General features: G+C 34.7%; 20 protein-coding genes and 7 tRNA genes. 3 read left to right on the forward strand and 24 right to left on the reverse strand.

The features are described 5' to 3' along the window. Positions 1-670: 670 nt before the first annotated feature. From MBEAL2_RS26130 to MBEAL2_RS30755, 3 genes are all read left to right on the forward strand, one after another. Positions 671-1,183, forward strand: coding sequence for a transposase (locus MBEAL2_RS26130; protein WP_047155158.1), 513 nt, complete (start codon positions 671-673; stop codon positions 1,181-1,183). Positions 1,184-1,279: 96 nt separating this feature from the next. Continuing rightward, positions 1,280-1,468, forward strand: coding sequence for a hypothetical protein (locus MBEAL2_RS32350; protein ID WP_082130204.1), 189 nt, complete (start codon positions 1,280-1,282; stop codon positions 1,466-1,468). Positions 1,469-1,511: 43 nt separating this feature from the next. Continuing rightward, positions 1,512-1,928: a tyrosine-type recombinase/integrase gene (locus MBEAL2_RS30755; RefSeq protein WP_082130205.1), complete on the forward strand. Its 417-nt coding sequence runs from the start codon at positions 1,512-1,514 to the stop codon at positions 1,926-1,928. A gap of 313 nt (positions 1,929-2,241) precedes the next feature. Here the strand turns inward: MBEAL2_RS30755 and MBEAL2_RS26145 are convergent, their stop codons facing one another. The 24 genes from MBEAL2_RS26145 to MBEAL2_RS26260 all read right to left on the reverse strand — a co-directional run bounded on the left by MBEAL2_RS26145 (position 2,242) and on the right by MBEAL2_RS26260 (position 19,372). Then, entirely contained in the window at positions 2,242-3,381 is a 1,140-nt protein-coding gene (locus MBEAL2_RS26145) for an Ig-like domain-containing protein (RefSeq protein ID WP_047155159.1), read from the reverse strand. 75 nt (positions 3,382-3,456) lie between these two features. Continuing rightward, entirely contained in the window at positions 3,457-3,801 is a 345-nt protein-coding gene (locus tag MBEAL2_RS26150) for a hypothetical protein (RefSeq protein ID WP_047155160.1), read from the reverse strand. Positions 3,802-3,870: 69 nt separating this feature from the next. Next, the gene (locus MBEAL2_RS26155; protein WP_047155161.1) at positions 3,871-4,299 is read right to left on the reverse strand and encodes a hypothetical protein; all 429 of its coding nucleotides are present in this window, start codon (positions 4,297-4,299) and stop codon (positions 3,871-3,873) included. A gap of 176 nt (positions 4,300-4,475) precedes the next feature. Continuing rightward, entirely contained in the window at positions 4,476-4,730 is a 255-nt protein-coding gene (locus MBEAL2_RS26160; RefSeq protein WP_047155162.1) for a hypothetical protein, read from the reverse strand. A gap of 115 nt (positions 4,731-4,845) precedes the next feature. Continuing rightward, positions 4,846-5,073, reverse strand: coding sequence for a hypothetical protein (locus MBEAL2_RS26165; RefSeq protein WP_047155163.1), 228 nt, complete (start codon positions 5,071-5,073; stop codon positions 4,846-4,848). Positions 5,074-6,144: 1,071 nt separating this feature from the next. Next, entirely contained in the window at positions 6,145-7,521 is a 1,377-nt protein-coding gene (locus tag MBEAL2_RS26170) for a phage portal protein (protein WP_047155164.1), read from the reverse strand. Positions 7,522-7,615: 94 nt separating this feature from the next. Then, complete coding sequence (locus MBEAL2_RS26175) at positions 7,616-9,220, reverse strand: terminase large subunit domain-containing protein (RefSeq protein WP_047155165.1); 1,605 nt, start codon at positions 9,218-9,220, stop codon at positions 7,616-7,618. An 8-nt stretch (positions 9,221-9,228) separates the two neighbouring features. Next, entirely contained in the window at positions 9,229-9,624 is a 396-nt protein-coding gene (locus tag MBEAL2_RS26180) for a hypothetical protein (RefSeq protein ID WP_047155166.1), read from the reverse strand. 2 nt (positions 9,625-9,626) lie between these two features. After that, positions 9,627-9,950 carry a hypothetical protein gene (locus MBEAL2_RS26185; RefSeq protein WP_047155167.1) on the reverse strand — a complete coding sequence of 108 codons (324 nt, stop codon included), beginning with the start codon at positions 9,948-9,950 and terminating at the stop codon, positions 9,627-9,629. Between the two features lie 363 nt (positions 9,951-10,313). Continuing rightward, positions 10,314-11,492, reverse strand: coding sequence for a hypothetical protein (locus MBEAL2_RS26190; protein ID WP_047155168.1), 1,179 nt, complete (start codon positions 11,490-11,492; stop codon positions 10,314-10,316). Between the two features lie 74 nt (positions 11,493-11,566). Then, on the reverse strand, positions 11,567-11,779 hold the full coding sequence (locus MBEAL2_RS26195) for a DUF5659 domain-containing protein (protein WP_047155169.1): 213 nt from the start codon (positions 11,777-11,779) through the stop codon (positions 11,567-11,569). Between the two features lie 13 nt (positions 11,780-11,792). Beyond that, complete coding sequence (locus MBEAL2_RS26200) at positions 11,793-12,671, reverse strand: hypothetical protein (RefSeq protein ID WP_152667935.1); 879 nt, start codon at positions 12,669-12,671, stop codon at positions 11,793-11,795. A gap of 151 nt (positions 12,672-12,822) precedes the next feature. Next, positions 12,823-13,005 (reverse strand): helix-turn-helix transcriptional regulator, encoded by a 183-nt coding sequence (locus MBEAL2_RS26205; protein WP_047155171.1) that lies wholly within the window; start codon positions 13,003-13,005, stop codon positions 12,823-12,825. A gap of 73 nt (positions 13,006-13,078) precedes the next feature. After that, positions 13,079-13,966, reverse strand: a complete 888-nt coding sequence (locus MBEAL2_RS26210; RefSeq protein ID WP_047155172.1) for an SU10 major capsid protein — start codon at positions 13,964-13,966, stop codon at positions 13,079-13,081. A gap of 79 nt (positions 13,967-14,045) precedes the next feature. Beyond that, positions 14,046-14,468 carry a hypothetical protein gene (locus MBEAL2_RS26215; protein ID WP_052948039.1) on the reverse strand — a complete coding sequence of 141 codons (423 nt, stop codon included), beginning with the start codon at positions 14,466-14,468 and terminating at the stop codon, positions 14,046-14,048. Positions 14,469-16,430: 1,962 nt separating this feature from the next. Continuing rightward, a complete protein-coding gene (locus MBEAL2_RS26220) occupies positions 16,431-17,264 on the reverse strand; it encodes a helix-turn-helix domain-containing protein (RefSeq protein WP_047155173.1) in 834 nt (277 codons plus the stop codon). Positions 17,265-17,445: 181 nt separating this feature from the next. Next, positions 17,446-18,366 carry a tyrosine-type recombinase/integrase gene (locus tag MBEAL2_RS26225; RefSeq protein ID WP_047155174.1) on the reverse strand — a complete coding sequence of 307 codons (921 nt, stop codon included), beginning with the start codon at positions 18,364-18,366 and terminating at the stop codon, positions 17,446-17,448. A gap of 131 nt (positions 18,367-18,497) precedes the next feature. Then, positions 18,498-18,574, reverse strand: a tRNA-Val gene (locus tag MBEAL2_RS26230). A 9-nt stretch (positions 18,575-18,583) separates the two neighbouring features. Then, a tRNA-Leu gene (locus tag MBEAL2_RS26235) sits at positions 18,584-18,669 on the reverse strand. A gap of 26 nt (positions 18,670-18,695) precedes the next feature. Continuing rightward, positions 18,696-18,770 (reverse strand) — tRNA-Cys (locus tag MBEAL2_RS26240). 10 nt (positions 18,771-18,780) lie between these two features. Further along, positions 18,781-18,856, reverse strand: a tRNA-His gene (locus MBEAL2_RS26245). A 14-nt stretch (positions 18,857-18,870) separates the two neighbouring features. Next, a tRNA-Pro gene (locus MBEAL2_RS26250) sits at positions 18,871-18,947 on the reverse strand. A 253-nt stretch (positions 18,948-19,200) separates the two neighbouring features. Then, positions 19,201-19,276, reverse strand: a tRNA-Met gene (locus tag MBEAL2_RS26255). 20 nt (positions 19,277-19,296) lie between these two features. After that, positions 19,297-19,372 (reverse strand) — tRNA-Asn (locus MBEAL2_RS26260). Positions 19,373-19,496 lie beyond the last annotated feature (124 nt).

Below are 19,496 nucleotides of genomic sequence, written 5' to 3' on the forward strand. Positions count from 1 at the left end.
TTTCTCCTCCTAAAACCCTTTTACTTTTAAAAAACCGCTAATATAAAACCATATCCTTTAAGGATAAAATCTAGTAAAACTAAAATTGAAACACTCTCAAACAATGTAAATATACTTATGTTTTCTTCATATATTGCTAATAATTATATCGGTCATATCACTGTTTATATTAACCAGCCTTACATTACATTATCTTTTTCTTATATCTGGGAACCAAAGAGGGAATGTTTTAAGAAAATGGAGTCCTATGCAACTTATAAAGGCTCCTCATTCTATGCTAATTAAAAATCATACCAAGATAGAAGAGTTGATATTACCTTCTCTACAGATGCTTTAAATGGGTATCAAAATGGGAAATATTTCTATTACTTTAATGATATTAACATAAATCCAACAACTAATAGTCTAGCAAACGTTAATTACTTTTCCCCTGGCACATTAGAAGCTACTAGAAAAATAAATTCAGATGGAATCTGGAACCCTATTCTAGCATGTATTTCGTGTAACTGAAGACAAAACATAAATTGTAAAAATTATCAAAGAATTAAATACCGATAGGTTAGATAAACAAATTAACCTTTTTATTGAAAGTCATCATCCCCCTCAGTTAGGATAGATGTCGTATAGAACTTTAGTGTTATAGTTAAGTAAAACACGGAGGTTGATCGACATGAACGGAAAATTAGGACAACGATATTCGAAAGAAATGAAAGAATCCATTCTAAAAAGAATGATGCCACCCAACAACGAGTCCATTAAAAAGATCAGTGAAGAGGTTGGAATTACGGAAACGACTTTATATAAATGGAGAAAAGAAGCTCGTATTGGGGGAAGTGCTACGCCAGGAGATGGACAAGGTTCTGAGCAATGGAGTCGTGAAGATAAGTTCCTCGTCGTAATGGAAACGTACATCATGAATGAAGCAGAATTAGCAGAGTACTGCCGAAAAAAAGGGCTGTATAAGGAACAGATTGAAGCTTGGCGTGGCGTTTGTCTAAACGCCAACGGTCTCCAATTCAACCAAACAAAACAGCTGAATCACGAGCTGAAAGAAGAGAAAAAACGGGCCAAAACATTAGAAAAAGACTTACAAAAAAAAGAGAAAGCCTTGGCAGAGGCTGCGGCATTACTACTTTTGCGAAAAAAGGCCCAAGCGATCTGGGGGGACCAAGAGGACGAATGATCAGCCCGTCGGATCGCGCATTAGCAGTAACACTTATTCAAGAAGCCAATCAAAACGGTGCGCGATTAGCTCCTGCGTGCAAGGAACTACATATCAGTGTACGCACGTATGAACGCTGGGTTTCAGAAGGTGGAATTAAAGAAGATCAACGCTCCCCTTGTCTCCCGTCCCAAACCTAAAAATAAGCTGACAACGGAAGAAAAACAAGAAATGTTAGAAGTCATAAAAAAAGAAGAATTCGCTGATTTACCACCGTCCCAAATCGTGCCGAAGCTAGCCGATTAGTGCATTTATTTGGCATCAGAATCCAGTTTTTATCGTGTGTTACATGAACAAAATAGGCAACATCATCGGGGACGAAGCAAAAGACCGGAACGAAAATTACCAGATAGCTTTATCTTCCAGTACAGTTGCCGCACTCAGGGAATATAAAAGTCAGTCTGTACAAAATCCTTATGACTTAGTAATCTGTACATCAAAAGGAACTCCTATGAGCCCTGCTAACTTGCGTAGAGAATGGCAAAGGTTAATTAGACTAAGACAAGTTCCACAAATCCGTTTTCACGATTTAAGGCATACTCATGCAAGCTTGATGCTCAAACAAGGTGAACATGTTAAAGTTGTATCAGAGCGGCTAGGTCACAGTAAAATCCAGATGACTTTAGATACCTATAGTCATGTTATGCCTAACATGCAAGCGGAGGCAGCAAACAGGTTTGACGCTTTACTTGCAAATGCTAACTAATTAACTGTATTGTTACTCGGGCACCATACAAGGCACCAAGTGCTATATTTAAAGTGCGAACTTGATGCCTTATAACATTAGGGTAAACAAAAAAGCCCTTGCTGCGCAAGGACTTATACATGTTATGTAATGGAGGACCCAACTGGATTCGAACCAGCGACCTCTACCATGTCAAGGTAGCGCTCTAACCAACCTTGAAATATTAAGCGTTAAGAGTGTCATTAATAAGACAAACCACTCTTCTTTAGTTTCTATAAATAGAATTATAGAGTTGTCGGAAAATAATGTCAAGTGGTCTGATAATTTACTTTTATTAGAACAATGCTTTCATTTGAATTCTAATCCATTGTTTAATCGTAGAATCGGAATTGAGCGTGGCACAAAGTTGCACATAACCTGAGTTTGCATTATTATTCTTCACTACACAACTTGAACCTGTCTGTGAATCTATGAGTGCTAATGTAGTAGTTGTTGTTTTTGTGTCGTCCCATAGTGACCACGTTACAGGTTGACTACCATCTGTAATCTGTGTATTTCCTTGGTATATGGCTGCATTATACGTTTTAGTTTGAGCATTTTTAATCTCATTAGGAGTAGTAGACGTACTCGTAATGGTGATGGAATAACTTACAGGAACAGGGTTAACAGTAATATTAACTGTGTCCTTAATTAGACTGTTCGTTGCATTTGAACATGTAATGGTTACTGTGCCTAGTTTTTTACCTGTGACCAATCCATTAGCGTCAACTGTAGCAATTAAAGTATCACTTGAGGTAAATGTTACAGGTGCAGAATTTGAAGTCCATGTTAATTGTACAGTTCCATCTTTATATACACTTACAGGATCAGTATTTGTAATATCAACTACACAAGCCAATCCTCCAGCAATTTCATTTACCATATCATCAGAAGCCGTATTAATAGTATCCATTTCAAGAGTATACGTAATAATGCCTTCTTTTGTATGGTCAATTCCTGATAATTTCCATGCTTGACCAAACTTAATAAAACGATTATTTAACTGTAAACTCCTTGAATCGGCATTGTCAGGTGTATGTACATATATTCTACCCGTTGCTAATGACATCATTTGACCTGATTTAACATCGAAGGATTGAGATTCCATATAGCAAGGAATGGTTGTAAATGAACAATTATTATTAAATATAATCTCATATGGCAAGTTTCTCATAATGGCTTTATTATTATCGTACCGTTCTGCCTTGGTATCATTAATAATCATCCATTTTTTATTCTTATAATCAATCACGTCACCACATTTTATGGCTTCAAGAGTGGATATTTTTCTATCATCATAGACTAATCCCATTCCACTTTGACTAATGACAGCACGTTTAGAAACTCTATTGATTAATATATCTGTTCCAGCATCATCAAGTATAAATTGAAAGTCCTTATTATCATCTTGATTAAAATAATTAATTTTAGGCATGTGACACCTCCTTAATGGTACATGATAAAGGTACATATAAATGGTACATATAAAGACCAGACCATGATACCTTTTTTAATTCTGAAATAAATTGAAGAAATTAGACTGTGCAGCCATATCTAAATCAACTTTTAACTTACGGACTTTTTTGTCCAATTGGTCTATTCTTGATTGTAAATTCTCAGCAAACTTATCAATTGTCATATCATCGAATTTTCTTGTCTTCATATAATTAGGATTATTTGCAAGTGATTCTAAGATGGCTAAAGCCGTCTGGTAAATTGCAATTTGATTCGATTTATTTTGAGCATCGTAATTAGCATTAGAACTCAATCCATTTTCAAGAAGATAAACGTCTCGTTCTTCAGGAGTTAATTCAATACCTTCTATCTCCATTAACAAACGTAAATCATTTGTCATTTTTCATCCATCCTCTCAATTTAAAATAAAAAATCCTTACCTAATAATTTAGGAAAGGATTTAAAGTAATTATTTAAATACCACTGGTTGCATACCTTCATATTTTAAAAGTTTATTTGCTTCTACCAAATTCTTTTTGGCATCAGCCAATGCCTCGTTTGCTGATTTTTTATCTTTTTCTAAAGAATATAAGGCTGATTCGTATAGTTGAATAATTGTTATTATGTAGGACTGATATTCCCTGTACTCAGCACTTGTCTTATTATATCGTCTTGAAAAATCATTTTGTTCTACCATATTTGCAACTTTATCTAACTCTTTAAAGTATTTTTTATTCCCAGTTGCTTTAAATTTTAGGTAGTTGGCCTTGGCTGCTTCTAACGTTGATTTCATGAAAGTACCGTATGGATTTGTTTTTGCTTCCACTGTTCCTACAAATTGAGTGGAAAGAACAAGCAAACAAACAAAACATAAGGATAACTGTTTAATTATTTTCATTAAATTAACCACATCCTTTTTGTTATTAATAGTAATATTATACTATTAGGGGGAGACAAAGAGGAAATGTTTTACAATAAATAAAAAGCCACTCACTAGGAGTGACTCAATCATAAAATTTGTCTAAGATTATTTCTTTTAGGGCTTCATAAGTAACTGTAAATTTATCCGCTTCTTCAAATTCCTTTTTTTTCTTTTATTTCTTTTTCCTTCTCATAGACTTCTGCATTAGTAAATTCGATAAGCAAGTCTACAACTTCTATTTTAAACTTGTCACGTTTCGAGCCATGATGTTTTAACTCAGTGGAAAAACCATGAAATTGATGTTGTATTCCTTCTTGTCCGAATTCTTGGGTAATCTTGTCTAAAGCATTTTTTACTTGGGTTACACGATTAATATATCTTTTTTCGATTTTTTTAGTCCAACTCATGCTGTCACCTCATATCAAATGATATAAGAATGATTATGTTATTACAATATAAAATAAATAAAAACGCTCACCATAATTGGTGAACGTTGTAGACTGTAATACCTAACTTTTACTGTCATTTTTTATCAAAATACAAATATAACTCTTCTTCATATTTGTCCGTTTTTTGATTAAATACAATCTCTAATTCGGAATATACAAAAACTCCATGAAAGTAATCGTCCTGACTATGTACTATATTTATTTCACCTTTGTCTTTCAATATAGACATTAAATCTGTAATGTCTTCTCGATTTTGCTCTAAAATAACTCCTCTGTCATCTAAACAAAATTTAACTACCAATTTTATTCCCCCTAATTTATAATCGTTTCTATACTACCATAATTTGGGTAAATATAACAGGAAAATTAAGAGGATTTCGAAAACTTTCTGTGTTAAATTTTTGAATTACCGAAAAGCAACAAAACCACATTGCCAGTGGGTAATGATAATTAGCCGTTTCTATGGGTAAGATACTATCGGGTAAGAAGAATTAGTGAGTCATTGAATCAGTAAAAAATTGTCGTTTCCCAAACACAAATACCCCATGTCCTAGGGAAATGAGGTTAATTTTAATCAAAAATACGGAAATGAGGAAATGGGGAAATGAGAGCCAACCTTTGGACTGTGAGAATCTGCTCACTCTATATTCCCCAATTTGGGGGAGTCGAGATAACCGACACCCTTGGCGATTGAGATTATCCGTTTTAGGTAATCCCGAAATCAAAAATTTATCGTGTACGTGTAAAATGGTATGCTGGCAAACTCGATGCCAACTTTGAGGGATCATAATAATGCATAATAAAACCAAAATTTTATTGGAAATTATCGCCCAAAATAAACAAACACTGTATAACTTTAAATTATCACTACCTTGTTTTGCTTGAATATAACATACATAGACATGCATATTTAGATGATAAATTCCTTGTTTACATAAGAAAGGTTATCGGACGTTGACTATCTTATCCCTTGATATTACTGGCTTTATGACACCTACACTTACCATACATTGCTAAAATTTACCCATTCATCGCCCATTTTATAAGAGATTTTCATTATTCATTAAAAACGAGTCAATTTTGCTTAAAAATTAGTGAATAAAATCATGAATAAATCACGTTCCAATCCATTCTCCCGAACACCAGACATTTAGAGCAAAATTTATAGGCGATAACTTAGAGTAAATAGTTTATTGAATTTTAAATTCTAATGATTCCTAACCGATGAACACATAAAAAAGCCGGGGAATTTTTAAAATTTGATGGTTCCGGGATTTTTGGGAACCATTTTTTTATTTGCCTATAAATTTTACTCTCTGAGTCAATGATTAAACGGGTAACATGTACGCGTGAAGTTGTATATTCTCTATTCTCAATTCCCTTGATTTACTTGTGTTTGTCCTAAACTCTGTCCATTACTACCATTATTCAATGTTAACTTACCACCGTTATTAGGTTGACTATTGGTATCATGTTTGATTCGTTCCATCTCAACCACTACATCATTAACATATGGATTCTGCTCAAGTATAGACTGTAAACTTATAGCATTCATATCATGTAATGTTTTAAGATTATCTATAATATCTTTCTCATTCTGTGGTTGATTATAATGGAATACAGTACCTAACGATTCATAATCTTCATCAGTAAACACTATGCCCTGTAACTCCATCATAGCACGTAACTGTTCATGTAATACATCTATACCTTCCCTCATGTACCGTTCATTCATGCTACCTTTAATCTCGGCTAGAGAGAATAATAATTTAATACTAACCTCAGACAAATTACTAATCGAAGATTGATTCATACTAACAGCAGGTGTTCCACTAACGTCTAATAATGCTTGCATTAATGTCTTGTATAACGCTTCAAACGCTTTATAGTCGAATTGATTAGATTCAAACTTAAAGTCTGCATCCGTATCAATAGCAATACCACCTGCAATAGCATGTGTAGGTAATCCCTCACCTTTTAACTGCTGACCTTTTAGCACTGGTATACCCGAAATATAACGATAGAAACTGTCGGTTGCCTTACTGATTAAATCCTCCATATTATCGAGAATACCAATATAATCATCCAAGTCGCTACGACCGACCAATTCATCTAACTCATTATGACTATGGAAGTGTATTGGAAGTCCAGAAAGGTTCTTACTTGTAGTTATCTCCCTTTGGTTTCCTCCATGGTCAGAATACTTTATTACACTGTCAGAAGTATATACGTACCAATAAGAGATATTATCTATTGTTGTGAAGTGTTCAATGAATGCCACATAAGCCCCAAAATCATCGAAAACGGCATAACTTGACTCACTTGGAATTAGTTTAGGTTTAATTACCTTATTCTCATCAAAATACAAATAAACATATGAATCACCGTATTTTATTACTCCATCCATTGCCTTTTGTAATGTTTGATGAATCTTACCCTTTTTGTATACTTTCTTATATTCCCCTACAACGTTTTCCTTACCACTTAATGTAATAGGATTCTTCATAATAAAAGCCGATTGGAATTGAACCATAACCTTAGCATAATTCAAAACTATTTTACGGCTTATGAACTCTTTCCCGTTAAATTGCTCATTGGGACGATTTAAAATAGCATGATTGCCGGATAGATATTCCTTTTTGTCGAGTACATTTACAATTCTCATGTTAGCAATTGCATTATTACATTCTTCAACGAACCACAATGGACTGTCATTATATTTGTCCTTGATATATTCTTGCAGACTCATTACCTAACCTCCTTCTTTAAAATAAAAAATCGCCAGGTACATAAAAGTACCTCACGAATTAAAATAGGTTAACCAGTGTTAACCAGTTAACCCCTTATATATCAACGTAGTATTTATTTACTTTTCTTGCTTGAATACTGAGGGCAAAACTCATAACTAAGTCGTCATGCTTGTTCTTGCCTTTCTTGTTGCCAAGTTTTCCGTCTACCTCTTCATAAATAGCCATTTGATCTAGAGTTTCCCGGCAATGGATTAATACTTGACCTGTTTCAAATGCTTCCTTCATATCCTCTATGAGGATGGATTTATTGGTCTGATTGGTTAGCCATCCCTTTGTAAACTTCTTCCGTCCCTTTTGGTCAAATGTCTTCTGTTTCATTAAATTGTAATAGGAATGGTCATTATAAACACGTTCTATAAGAGGTAATCCATAACTATTCTTTTCAATAGCAAGGAAAGCATTGTTGTAATATCTACCCACGGCTGCCACGACTTCGGCAAACTTATGAATAGGAATATCATTCTTATAGAACGATGCCATTTGTTCTCCATCAGGATCAATGATTGATATGGTGGATGAATCATTCTCGCCACCTCCACCGGATGCACTATCTACTCCACCAAAATATCTAGTTTTATTCTTAGGAGTCCGATAAATAAAAAGTGACTTACCAATGAGAGGCAATAATACCTCTGGCAAGTCACTCAATTCTTTATATGTAATTGCTGGCTCTAAATTTAATAATCGTTCCTGTATCATTGCTTGATTGAATACACCCTTTTGAGAACTCATAAATGCTTCTTCTGGTGTGGTAGGGAACTCACGCATGAACGTTTCTAGGGACTTCAAGTCTATATAGTACCTTCTCCACATGATTTGTTTTAACGTGGCTCCATAACGCTCATGTAAAGTCTGTTCATCATGTTCCAAGTCTTTAGCCGATAATCTAACACCCTTATTATTGTTTAAATACCACTGGACACCTTCATCATATGTAGTCGAGAATTGTTTCTTATAGGCTTCTGCTAACCAATTGTAGAAGAATGCCTTCCAAGCACTTCCCTTGTCACGGTATGCCTTCATAAAGAGTTCTTGATAGTAATTGTAACCCATGGCAGTACTCTCGATAATAATGGATGCTGAATCATTCTTCGCCAATGCAGGAATAGCCGTGGCAAGCATTTCTTCCATAATCTCACTATTAGGATACTTTGCCATTTCCGAGAAATGTATCATTTGAAATGTATTACCGGAAATAGCATCTTCACCTTTAGCACTAGCGATTATAATTCGACTACCATTATCTAAATATAACTCTTCCCGATTGTTCAATAATTCTTTAGGAAACAAATTAGGGAATTTCTTATGTGGTAGACTCTTGTACATTTTCTTGAGTTTAATAAATAAGGACTTACTAACCTTTTCATGGTGTGTAACGATGATATAACTTGTATCTGGCTTTGTGACAGCCGAATAAAGCATATAACCGAGTGAAAGAGTAGTAAATCCTATCTGTCTTCCTTTGAGGATCACATTATATTTAATTTTTTCGTTTATAAATTGTTCTTGTTCCTGATTTAAGGTAAAGGGTACTGACTCACCATTGTTATCAATAATTTTAATAAAATTTAATGCAAACAATTTAAAATCAGATAATATTACATTTAATTTCTCTTGGGTACTCAATTGTTTAGCCATACAATCACCTACAATTGCAATCCATCGTCATACGATTGTTCTTTTGGTTGCGAACTACCGTTTAACTCTTTATTAAGTTCCTTGTGAAGTTTTAAAAGCATATCAATACTCTTTATATCTCCATCAACTGCCTTTGTCTGTAGACTCTCATATACTTTCCACAAGTCATTAGCAGAACGGGAAGAGATAGCAATTTTGCCTATCTCCTGAAATTCGCTTGTTGTTTCCCATTCCAACATAGATTTGAATGATTGTAATTTCGTATGTAATAGAAAATCTTCATCCGTCCAATTAATACGATCATCACTGAATAATTTAAATTTATGTAGAACATAGAGTTTTCTTTTCGGAGTTAATTTTCTTAATTTCTCAGCCAATAGACCACTATTCTTAGGTTTAGCCATAATTATTTACCTCCCTTAATGGAAGCAACCATTTTAGAGAGGAAACCTTGTGATTCTTCCCATGTAGGGATTTTATGTATTCCACGTTCTTCACACATTTTAGTTAGAGTTTTATTTATATCCTTTAAGTCGTCAGCGATTGCCTTCATTTCATTTAAAATTTCGTTACGTTCTTTTCTATCTTGTTCACGTTCCTTAGCACGTTCAATTTTCCATTGTTCCCAATCAACCTTTTGTTCTTCTTGTACCTGTTTAATCTCTTTCACATCAGATTTAATATCTTGTACATCACCAGAAATAGTATTAAGCATTTTATATACGTTCATTTAGCGATTCCTCCCAATTAATTTTAATTTATTTTGATTATTCTCACTTAAAGTCAACCAACATTATCTACACGTAATCGCAATTGATTCCTAGAGATAAAAGATTAAGACCGTGGGGGGTGCTACCGTAACTTTTCAGAAGAGCGCTGAAAAGTTCCTTTCGCTGTACCACCCCGCCACACCCCCCTCACAGCGATATTAAATTTGTTCGTTTTTGTTATGTATTGAGTTAACCTTATAAATTATAAAATTTTAAAAGTTGTCCATTTTGAAATGTGTATTTTAATCTCTTACTCTTGTTAAATAGAGTTTTCAAAACGGACAACTTTTTTATTTGTAGTACAATAGTCCTATATATTAGTATTAGAATGCACGTAAACCCTTATGTTTTGTCTTATCTTTGACAACGGTTTCCCTTACTTCTCTTATAATGTCTTGATATCCCCAATTCAAAAAGGCATCAATCAACATACCGTAATGAGTTAGATAATCCTCAGACAATCTCATTTTTGTTTTAGATTTCATTCTACCTTCTGCTAATTCTTTTATGGCTTTCTTCTGTCTATTCTCAAGGTTATTGAACATTTGAGTAGCGACATTACCATTAAGACTAATCGCTTCAAATGTAAATTCCTTTTCGTCTTGAATCCATTGTTCTAAATTTTCATCTACTTCCCTTTGCAACCTTGCCTTATTCCGAATAATCTTGTAGGAATTGTAGTAAAATACAATATTTGCTCGTTCAAATAGAATATCGTTCACTTGATCAATAAACTCATCCCATTTACCATGTTGTACTACTTCCTGTTTATCCTTAAAATCCATACTATCTAATACTTCGCCTTCAACGGTAAGAATTATTTCTATTTCTTCATCCGTGGCAGCCCTAAAACTTTTCTGACCAGTAGGAAGTCCATTCACTAATATTTCAACGTCCATGTTCCCATATTCATCAAAAACTTTACGTTTCTCTATTTTCAGTTTGTCGGATTTATCCCGTTTTACTTGTGCATCTGCAACGCAAACAGTCTTTACCTTACTCCAGAATAGAAAGGAACCACTACTTAACCTATTGAGCATGGACTCAATATTACTTGTAAATGTTCTCTTGGTTGATACAAAGAACTCTTCAATTATTGCTTCTTCAATATTTAGGTATGTACTTACTTTCTTAACGTTTCTGTCGCAGAATTTGTAATTTCCATTAATCATATTCATCTCTTTTAAGAGTGTATTTCTGGTTAAGAATAATTCACCGTTCGTTTCCTCTTTGTTCAATATGTACATAAGAACCCTGTCCATTCTGTCGGCATGGGGTAATATTCTATTAGCACCACCACGATTTTCCTCTTTTTCTAATGGTGTTTCATATATCTCTTCAATAACAAATTTATTTCCACTCTTGCTATATTTAAAATGTCTTTCCCATTCAGCAATTTGACTCTTCTTGGAATTACCTGTTCTATCCGTTTGACCTAATAAAGCACACAATTCCTTATAATTTTTAACAATATCGCCAGCACAGATATTTTGTAAATTCATATTTGTATTCCTCCAATTTTTAATGAAAATAACCACATAAAACTAGGTTTTATTGCAATAAAAAAGGACAACGATTAACGTTGCCCCATGCGTTCTTGAATTTTTATTAGATCCCATTCATCCGATGCACGTTGAAATTCTTCTGTATACTCAAACAAGAAAAATACTGAATCTGTTTTGGCGTGTTTTGCCTTCGTAATAAACTCAATACCTTGTGATCTGATATACTTTGCTTTCTGAATCTCATATACAAAACGATAATTATCTCTGATTGACTTTTCATTCATGTCTCATTTCCCCTTATCTGATCGAATATTGACCGTACTGCTTTCCGTTCAAGGCAAAAGAAAAAACACAACCTAAGTCGTGTTTTGATTTAGTGCTATTACAATCGAATTTTTTTGACTGTAATCCAATGTCATACGGTGTTTGTTTCGTTTCAGGAAGTTTTACAAATGGGAAGTATTCTTGGATGGCTTTAAAGTTAATAGCAGGACACCAACCACTTTTCTTTTGAACACCAGTAGTATAGATATATCCGTCTTTGTTCGTTTTGATTGTTCCTTGCAATCCATATTTGTACTGTACTTTCTCAAAATCAGATTTATTATATTTAGAAAATACACTCGCTAACTCTTGCACTCCATAGAACTCAACCCATTTGTAAAATGTATTGCTATTGAAAAAGTAAGATAAAAATCCAGAATCTACTCCCCATAAAATCATTTTTGCTTCATCAGAGAGTACAGAAAAATCATAATTAATATATGAAAGTATGGCTATAATGGCTCCCCACGCACATTTATCCGTATAATTATTTCTGGCAATGTGGTGATTCGGATTAAGCGAATTTGGATTAGTCTTATCATCATGGCTTATCTTTGTAATGTGCATATCAATAGTTCTCTTGTTTCCCTCAATTGCTACGTCCACATAGACTATCTCGTTTTTCGTGACAGTAATATTTCCATCGACAATATAGGTATTATCAAGAACCATTTGATTAAAGTCATAATATGAAAATGGTTTCCATCCTTTAAACTCTTCTAAGAAACCTGCACAAAATATTCCATCAGAATCATTATTCCAAACCACTTTTAAATCCTCTTTATTAAACCAATCATGCGCCTTCAACAATTCATTACTATTTTTCATAAAGATACGTGAAAAGATAATCACATATCTCCTATCCCACGCACCGACACGACCGACTGTTTTTAATTCTTCTCCTTATATTGTGGGTAAAATATAAGGAGAATTACGTTTTCAACCCTTCCACGAACTCACCTACCTTTCATATTTGTATTTTCACTATTTAATTCTTCAATTTTTAATAATTTTCAATAAACTTACGATATAATTTTTCGTTGCTTATTCTCATATCCACTTGTGCCCGTTCGTATCTGGAAATGAAAGCACTCGAAACTTTTAAGATTTGTGCAATTTCTTTCACCTTGATGCCTTTTTTAACCCGTTGTAGTTTCCAGTTCATACGAATATCCTGTTTCTCCATTATTTTTCCCCCGATTTAATAAAGAAAGGGTGTCCACAAATAGCAGACACCCATCCCATTATTATGTATTCAATTATGCTTTAAGAGTATATTGTGCTACGGCTTTCTTGCTTGCTACTTTAAGAGTTCCCTCAGCGATAACTTGACCACGGATAGAATCTCCAACTTTAGCAAGTGCTTCAAACTGTGCTTCACGTAAGAAAGCAAGAGAAAGAGTAGAAGCATCAAATACAGTCATCTTGTCTACAGAAGCATGACGAGAAAGAACAAGATTAAGGTTTCCATAGTTAGTACGGATAACGTCAACAATGATACCGAAAACGTTTGTTTGAGTATAAGTGTAAGAATTTTTGTAAAGTGCATCAATTTGTTCTTTAATGTCAGCATTTACAAGACCAAAGTATTCACCAGAAGGAAGACCTTGCAACCATAATTTTTTAACAGTTTCCTTGATTTCTCCCTCAGTAATGATTTGAGAAGTAGCACCCGTTACAAGGTTGTCAGCATGTGCAAATTTTTCAAGACCATCCATACGACGAACAAAAGGAGTAGCAGAACCATCATTCTTTGTTCCTTTTGTTGCTTGTTTTTCCATATTAACTTTTAACTCAATAAGACGGTCAGCCACCTCAGCAGAGAAAATATTTCCTTGACCTAGAACATTAATTGCATTTGCCGTTCCAGAAACATGAGCACCCTTTTGGAAAATCTCAAGAACGTTATTCATTTCAGCACGTCCAGATTGATAGAAAGTTACATTTTCGTTACCTTCAGGAACACTGATATCAGCAGTAGTATCAAAAGAACGTTCTCTCCATGTGTGGATTGTTCCGTTTGCTTTTTCAGTAAGACCTTTCGCAAGAATCAAAGAAGTTAATGGAGTGTCAGAGATACCAATTTTCACGATTTCTTTTGCTAATGAAATAGACTCGCCCGCAGTAAGATTATTAGATTTAAACATTTTTACATTCCTCCAGTTTTAAGTGCTATGCACTATTTTTAATTTTTGACACAAAAAAATAGCCGATAATTTTTATCGACTACTTAAACAAACCACTTAATTTATGACCAATCATGCCAACAACATCGCCTTGCTTTTCTGCCTGTGCGTACTTATCGACTTGCTTGTTATTTCCATCTGGCTTGAAAGATTGGTTGATTTTTCTTGCATTGATAATCTTATTGATTTTACCGATTGTTGCTTTTAATTCTTCGGCATCTTTGACATTGATTATCTCTGCAAAATCAGAAAGACCTGCTTCCTTGAGTGCTATCTCAACCTCTTTATTGAACACGACTGCTTCCCTCTCTTCTAACGCTTTCTGAGCGTCTTGGAGAGATTTTTCTTCTTCCCCTACCTTTGACACTACTTCTTCATTTTCGTTACCCTGTGACTCTTCTACGCTGTCATTTTGTTGCTCTTGTTGTTCTTGTCCTTCTACTTGCTCGTTTTGTCCTTCCATTTGCGATTCCTCCTTTATATTTTTCCTTAAAAGTGAACATCAAAGATAATAAATTCACGTAATAAATTACCTAAAAAAATTAACTAAGGATATTCACTTTATTAGAAAAAATAATAAAAGCAGATACCCGAATGGATACCTGCTTTTAAAATATTAAGAGGCATTTATAAAACAATATTTTGAAATGACACTACTAAATAAAAAATCAAAAATCGTAGAAGAATACTCCAATATTCTTCATCCGATGTCTATACTGGATAGGCAACCGATGAAAAATATCTATATTCATTATGTAAAAAATACGATGAAATGCTGAAACCATTGATATTACTAGGTTTTTTAAGTTTAGTTTTTCAAACTTTTTCTTTGTTTGTTCTTTCCATATACCTTTTTAGACTCGACCATCAATTAACCCAATGATTGTAAGGGTTTTGAGAGGTGTCTAAAAGTCGTTACACTTTCTATCCCTATACAAGTTTAGACTCACCTTTTTACAAGTCCAGTAATATCAATGGTTTCAAGATGTTTCGTTTTCGTCATTTTTATCGCCACTTTTTTTCCTCTATACAAAAATAGACTCACTATGTCGCAGAACACGACATACCAATGGTTTCGCTATACTCAAACTTTCTTAACATGATTTTTATGTATCTATCCCTATACAAGTTTAGATTCATGGCTTCACAAAGTCATATAAAATCAAGCGATATGAAGGGTTTCTAACTGTCCACACAGATTTTCTAAAACTTCACATACACTTTTCCCTTTAGAGGGGTAGGCAAAATTTATACCCTAATACTTAAAATCCCCTTATTTTACAATGGATTAACTGTATTCTTATTCAATTGGAAATAGTTTACAATAACGTTTAATCCCTTATATATCAAGCGATACAGCGTTTTTCTATTTGGTAACGTTTTTTCTTTTTTTGTGTTCCCTTAAATACGATTATTGGATTTGGATTAAAGCCACGCAAACACTTATGCTTCACTACATGAGATGTTTATTTTCGTTCCAGTGGCATGTTCGTTTTTGTTATTTCTATATCACATTGACATCATTAGGACATGTGCTTCAAACCGTTGCGACTCTAAGACAAACTCATTTAAAATAATCGTTACATTTCACTTTTTGTTATTTATATACCAACCTATACTCATTAGACGGTGTGGTTAGAATCCACATGGCTGTAAGGTTGAGAGTACTTTTCTAAACTATGACATCTTATTTTTTCATCTTATATTCAATATATAAAAATAGATTCACTTCTCTAAACTCATTGTGTAGCAAGAGTTTCACGTACCTATTGCTGGTGGTTATCGTTTTTTTGTTATTCTCTTCTCTATATTGAAAGCATTAGAACTGTCTCTTGAAAGCATTGTGGCAGTAAGGATGAGGAAACTTTTAAAAACTATGACATTCCTATTTTTCCTTTTATGCTCCCTTATAGGCGATTATTGGATTTGGAGATAACCATTATAAAACCTTGATATATCAAAGGTGTAGAATGTTCACTTTCGCTAGTCAAATGGAATTCTTGGGGACATTGTTTCATTTAGGTTCCTTTATAGACCATTATCTTAATTTCTTAAAAATGTCCGGTTTCCCCGATAATATCAAGGGATTCAGGAATCGTTATTTTTACATTGATTTTAAAAAATTTTGAAACTCCTTATAAATCAATGGCTTCAAGCATTTCTATTTCGTAACTCAGCGTTCCACCCATTTAGATAAATACCATAAATACCGATTACATACCGTTCTGATATATACCATTCTAAACTTCGGATTTATCCACCTTGAGAAATACCATTCTAAACCGTTAACATTATCCATGACGTTGTATTAAAGTGTTAGAGGAATTTTACAATGCTGCAAGGCAAATACATTACCCTACGCTTTAAAATGGTTATATCAAACCCACACAACTTCAAAATGATATTTACACTCTCCGCACTTTTATTAACATGATACTTCTTCCCATTCTAACCAATTAAACATTTCCGTTTCTCTGCGTTTTTCAATTCCAATCATAGTGCATAGTGTTCCGTGAAAATAGGCAGCCAATGTTTTCTTGATAATCCCTGCTTTATATGCAAATACAGATTGCTTCCAGGCATCAATAATGACGTCCATAGACACGTCTAATACTTTCATACGGCGTTTTGCAGATTGTACGACACCATACATACGATAAATTCCATGAGCGTTCAGAAACGGTTTAACAGCGTCTATAAAGGCACTAGGAATGTGTGAAGGTGTATAAGAACTGTCCAATTGTTCAAGTGTTGGCTCCTTTACGTTATTACTATTCTTTTTATCTTTACTCTCTTGGAAAGAACACTGTTTACTCAATGCTTCCCCTTCTGAAATTGGCTTAGAATCGTTGCTACCATTGGCCTTGTCCGACTCTGTTGGGGTTTCATCTACAGTGTCATATTGTGGTGTCATGGTAGGCAAAGAAGCACCTTCAACGACTTGAAGCACAAGCAGATTCACACCACGTTTACCGTTCGGTTTAGTTGTTGGCACACGTTTAACGATACCGTATTCTTCAAGTGTGTTAATCGCACGAACGACGGTACTCTTGCTCGTTTTAGTACCATCGACAATATAAGCGATTTTAGCAAATGACACCCCAAATACTTTACATGAGTGCTTCCAGACAAACTTTAATACTTTGACCACTCCCTCTGATAATTCTGCTTTGTGACAATATAAAAACGCTCTAACGGCTTCATTTAATTCATTGAGTGAATGGAAGGATTGATATTGTTTAACCTCTGCAAAATTCATAATTTATATTTCCCCTCTCATAACACGAGAAGAAAAAGCATTTCCGAAAAATGACATCATTTAAGAAGCCCATCATATTGCTATTTTTAAAAATTATTGTTATGATGGGATTAACATTAGATTTAATTTTCGGATTGTCCAGTGCTTCCAACACTGGGCTTTTTCTTTTATGTGCAGATTTTTAGATTTCCAGGCTATTTAATGGATTGAATTTATCATTTTGTTCTTTAAGGGCTGTTCCCCAAAGGGCTAAATATTTCTCTGTCATTTTCAAATTGCTATGCCTAAGCATTTTTTGAAGTGTAAAAACATCCGACCCATTTTGAAGCATTCTGTGTGCAAATGTATGTCTGAAAGTATGAGCAGACAAGCGAACATCTTTGAAATTCATGATTTCTTTTAAGCGTTTAAACACACACTTTACTGCATTAGGTGTGAGTCGTTTTCCATCTCTATTAATAAAAATAAATTCCGGTAGTTCATTAAACGCCCTCTGGCAAAACACTTTATATTCGGCTAATTCTTTAATTAATTTTTCTGTAATAGGAACGCTGCTTTGTTGCCTCTTCTTACCGAAAACGATTAAAGTACCATTTGTAAGATCAACGTCTGTCCATTTCAAGTTACATAATTCACCTAAGCGAATGCCTGTCCCAATTAAAACGAGTATCATGGCATAGTCCCTATAAACAAAGAGCGATTTATCACGATATTTAATTCTTCTGTAATAACCAAGCATCTGCTTAATGTGATTATCATTGAAAACTTCAATTTTGATTTCCTCTTTTGCATACTCTAACTTCTTGGCAGGATTGCTCTTTTCAGTAATCATTTCGTTTTTCTCAAGGTAGTTAAAAAAGATTTTTAAATGGTGGAGTTTAGAGTTTCTTGTGGTTGGATTATTTTTTCTGTTTTTTTGGCAATGCACAAGATAACTTTTGATTGTGACAGAAGTTACCTCGCTAACATCAATAATTTCTCTTTCAGAACAGAATGATTGAAATTCGTGGAGTGATAACATGTAGGCTTTAACCGTGATTTCAGATAAATTTTTAAACTCTCTGTCGTCTTGAAAATCTTTAAGTGCAAATTTTAACAACAAAAAAACCACCCTCCCTTTAGTTAGATTTAAACTAAAAGAAGAGTGGCTTTCATTTTTTATAGTGGGTTTTAATCCGACCACTATAAATTATTTTATTAAAAAACGCTCATAAACGCTTATGTAATCAGTAATGGAGGACCCAACTGGATTCGAACCAGCGACCTCTACCATGTCAAGGTAGCGCTCTAACCAACTGAGCTATGAGTCCATTATTATATGGTGCGGTCGGCGAGACTCGAACTCGCACGATCTAGGATCACTACCCCCTCAAGATAGCGTGTCTGCCAATTCCACCACGACCGCATAAAATCAAGAAACATTGAAATTGTTGGAGGGAGTACCCGGATTTGAACCGGGGGATAAAGGTTTTGCAGACCTGTGCCTTACCACTTGGCTATACTCCCAGACTACATATGGGGCGACCGATGGGAATCGAACCCACGAGTGTCGGAGCCACAATCCGATGCGTTAACCACTTCGCCACGGCCGCCATAATTTAAGAAATGGTCGGAACGACAGGATTTGAACCTGCGACCTCACCCACCCCAAGGGTGCGCGCTACCGAGCTGCGCTACGTCCCGAGTATCTTATAGAACATTTTATTAAGTAATACTCTAAAAAGAGCACTCCAAATTTCATTCCAGCTCAGGTGATAATTCAACGCAGTAAGAATGAATATGTTGTATTGGTTGCATCCTGACGGGTACCCTGATTTAATCCGAGCAATGAAGTATTTCGACGTAGCACGGATTAACATTTTGATTGCACCCTGGCGGGTACTCCCGATCTCATTCTAACGAAGAAGTTGATTCAACGCAGTAAGAATGAACATTTTGGTTGCGGGGGCAGGACTTGAACCTGCGACCTTCGGGTTATGAGCCCGACGAGCTGCCAACTGCTCCACCCCGCGACAATTCATATGAAAAATAATGGCTCCGCAGGCCGGACTCGAACCAGCGACCGATCGGTTAACAGCCGATTGCTCTACCGACTGAGCTACTGCGGACCAACAGGATGTGGGTCGTTCTGCGTTGGCACAGGACGTGCCTGCTTTTAGCAGAACTTCCATTTAGAAGATTTTCACACCTTCAAAACTGAATCAGAAGAAACAAGCGACTTTGTATTACATT

It is taken from the genome of Aneurinibacillus tyrosinisolvens, assembly GCF_001015055.1.
Taxonomy (GTDB): domain Bacteria; phylum Bacillota; class Bacilli; order Aneurinibacillales; family Aneurinibacillaceae; genus Aneurinibacillus_A; species Aneurinibacillus_A tyrosinisolvens.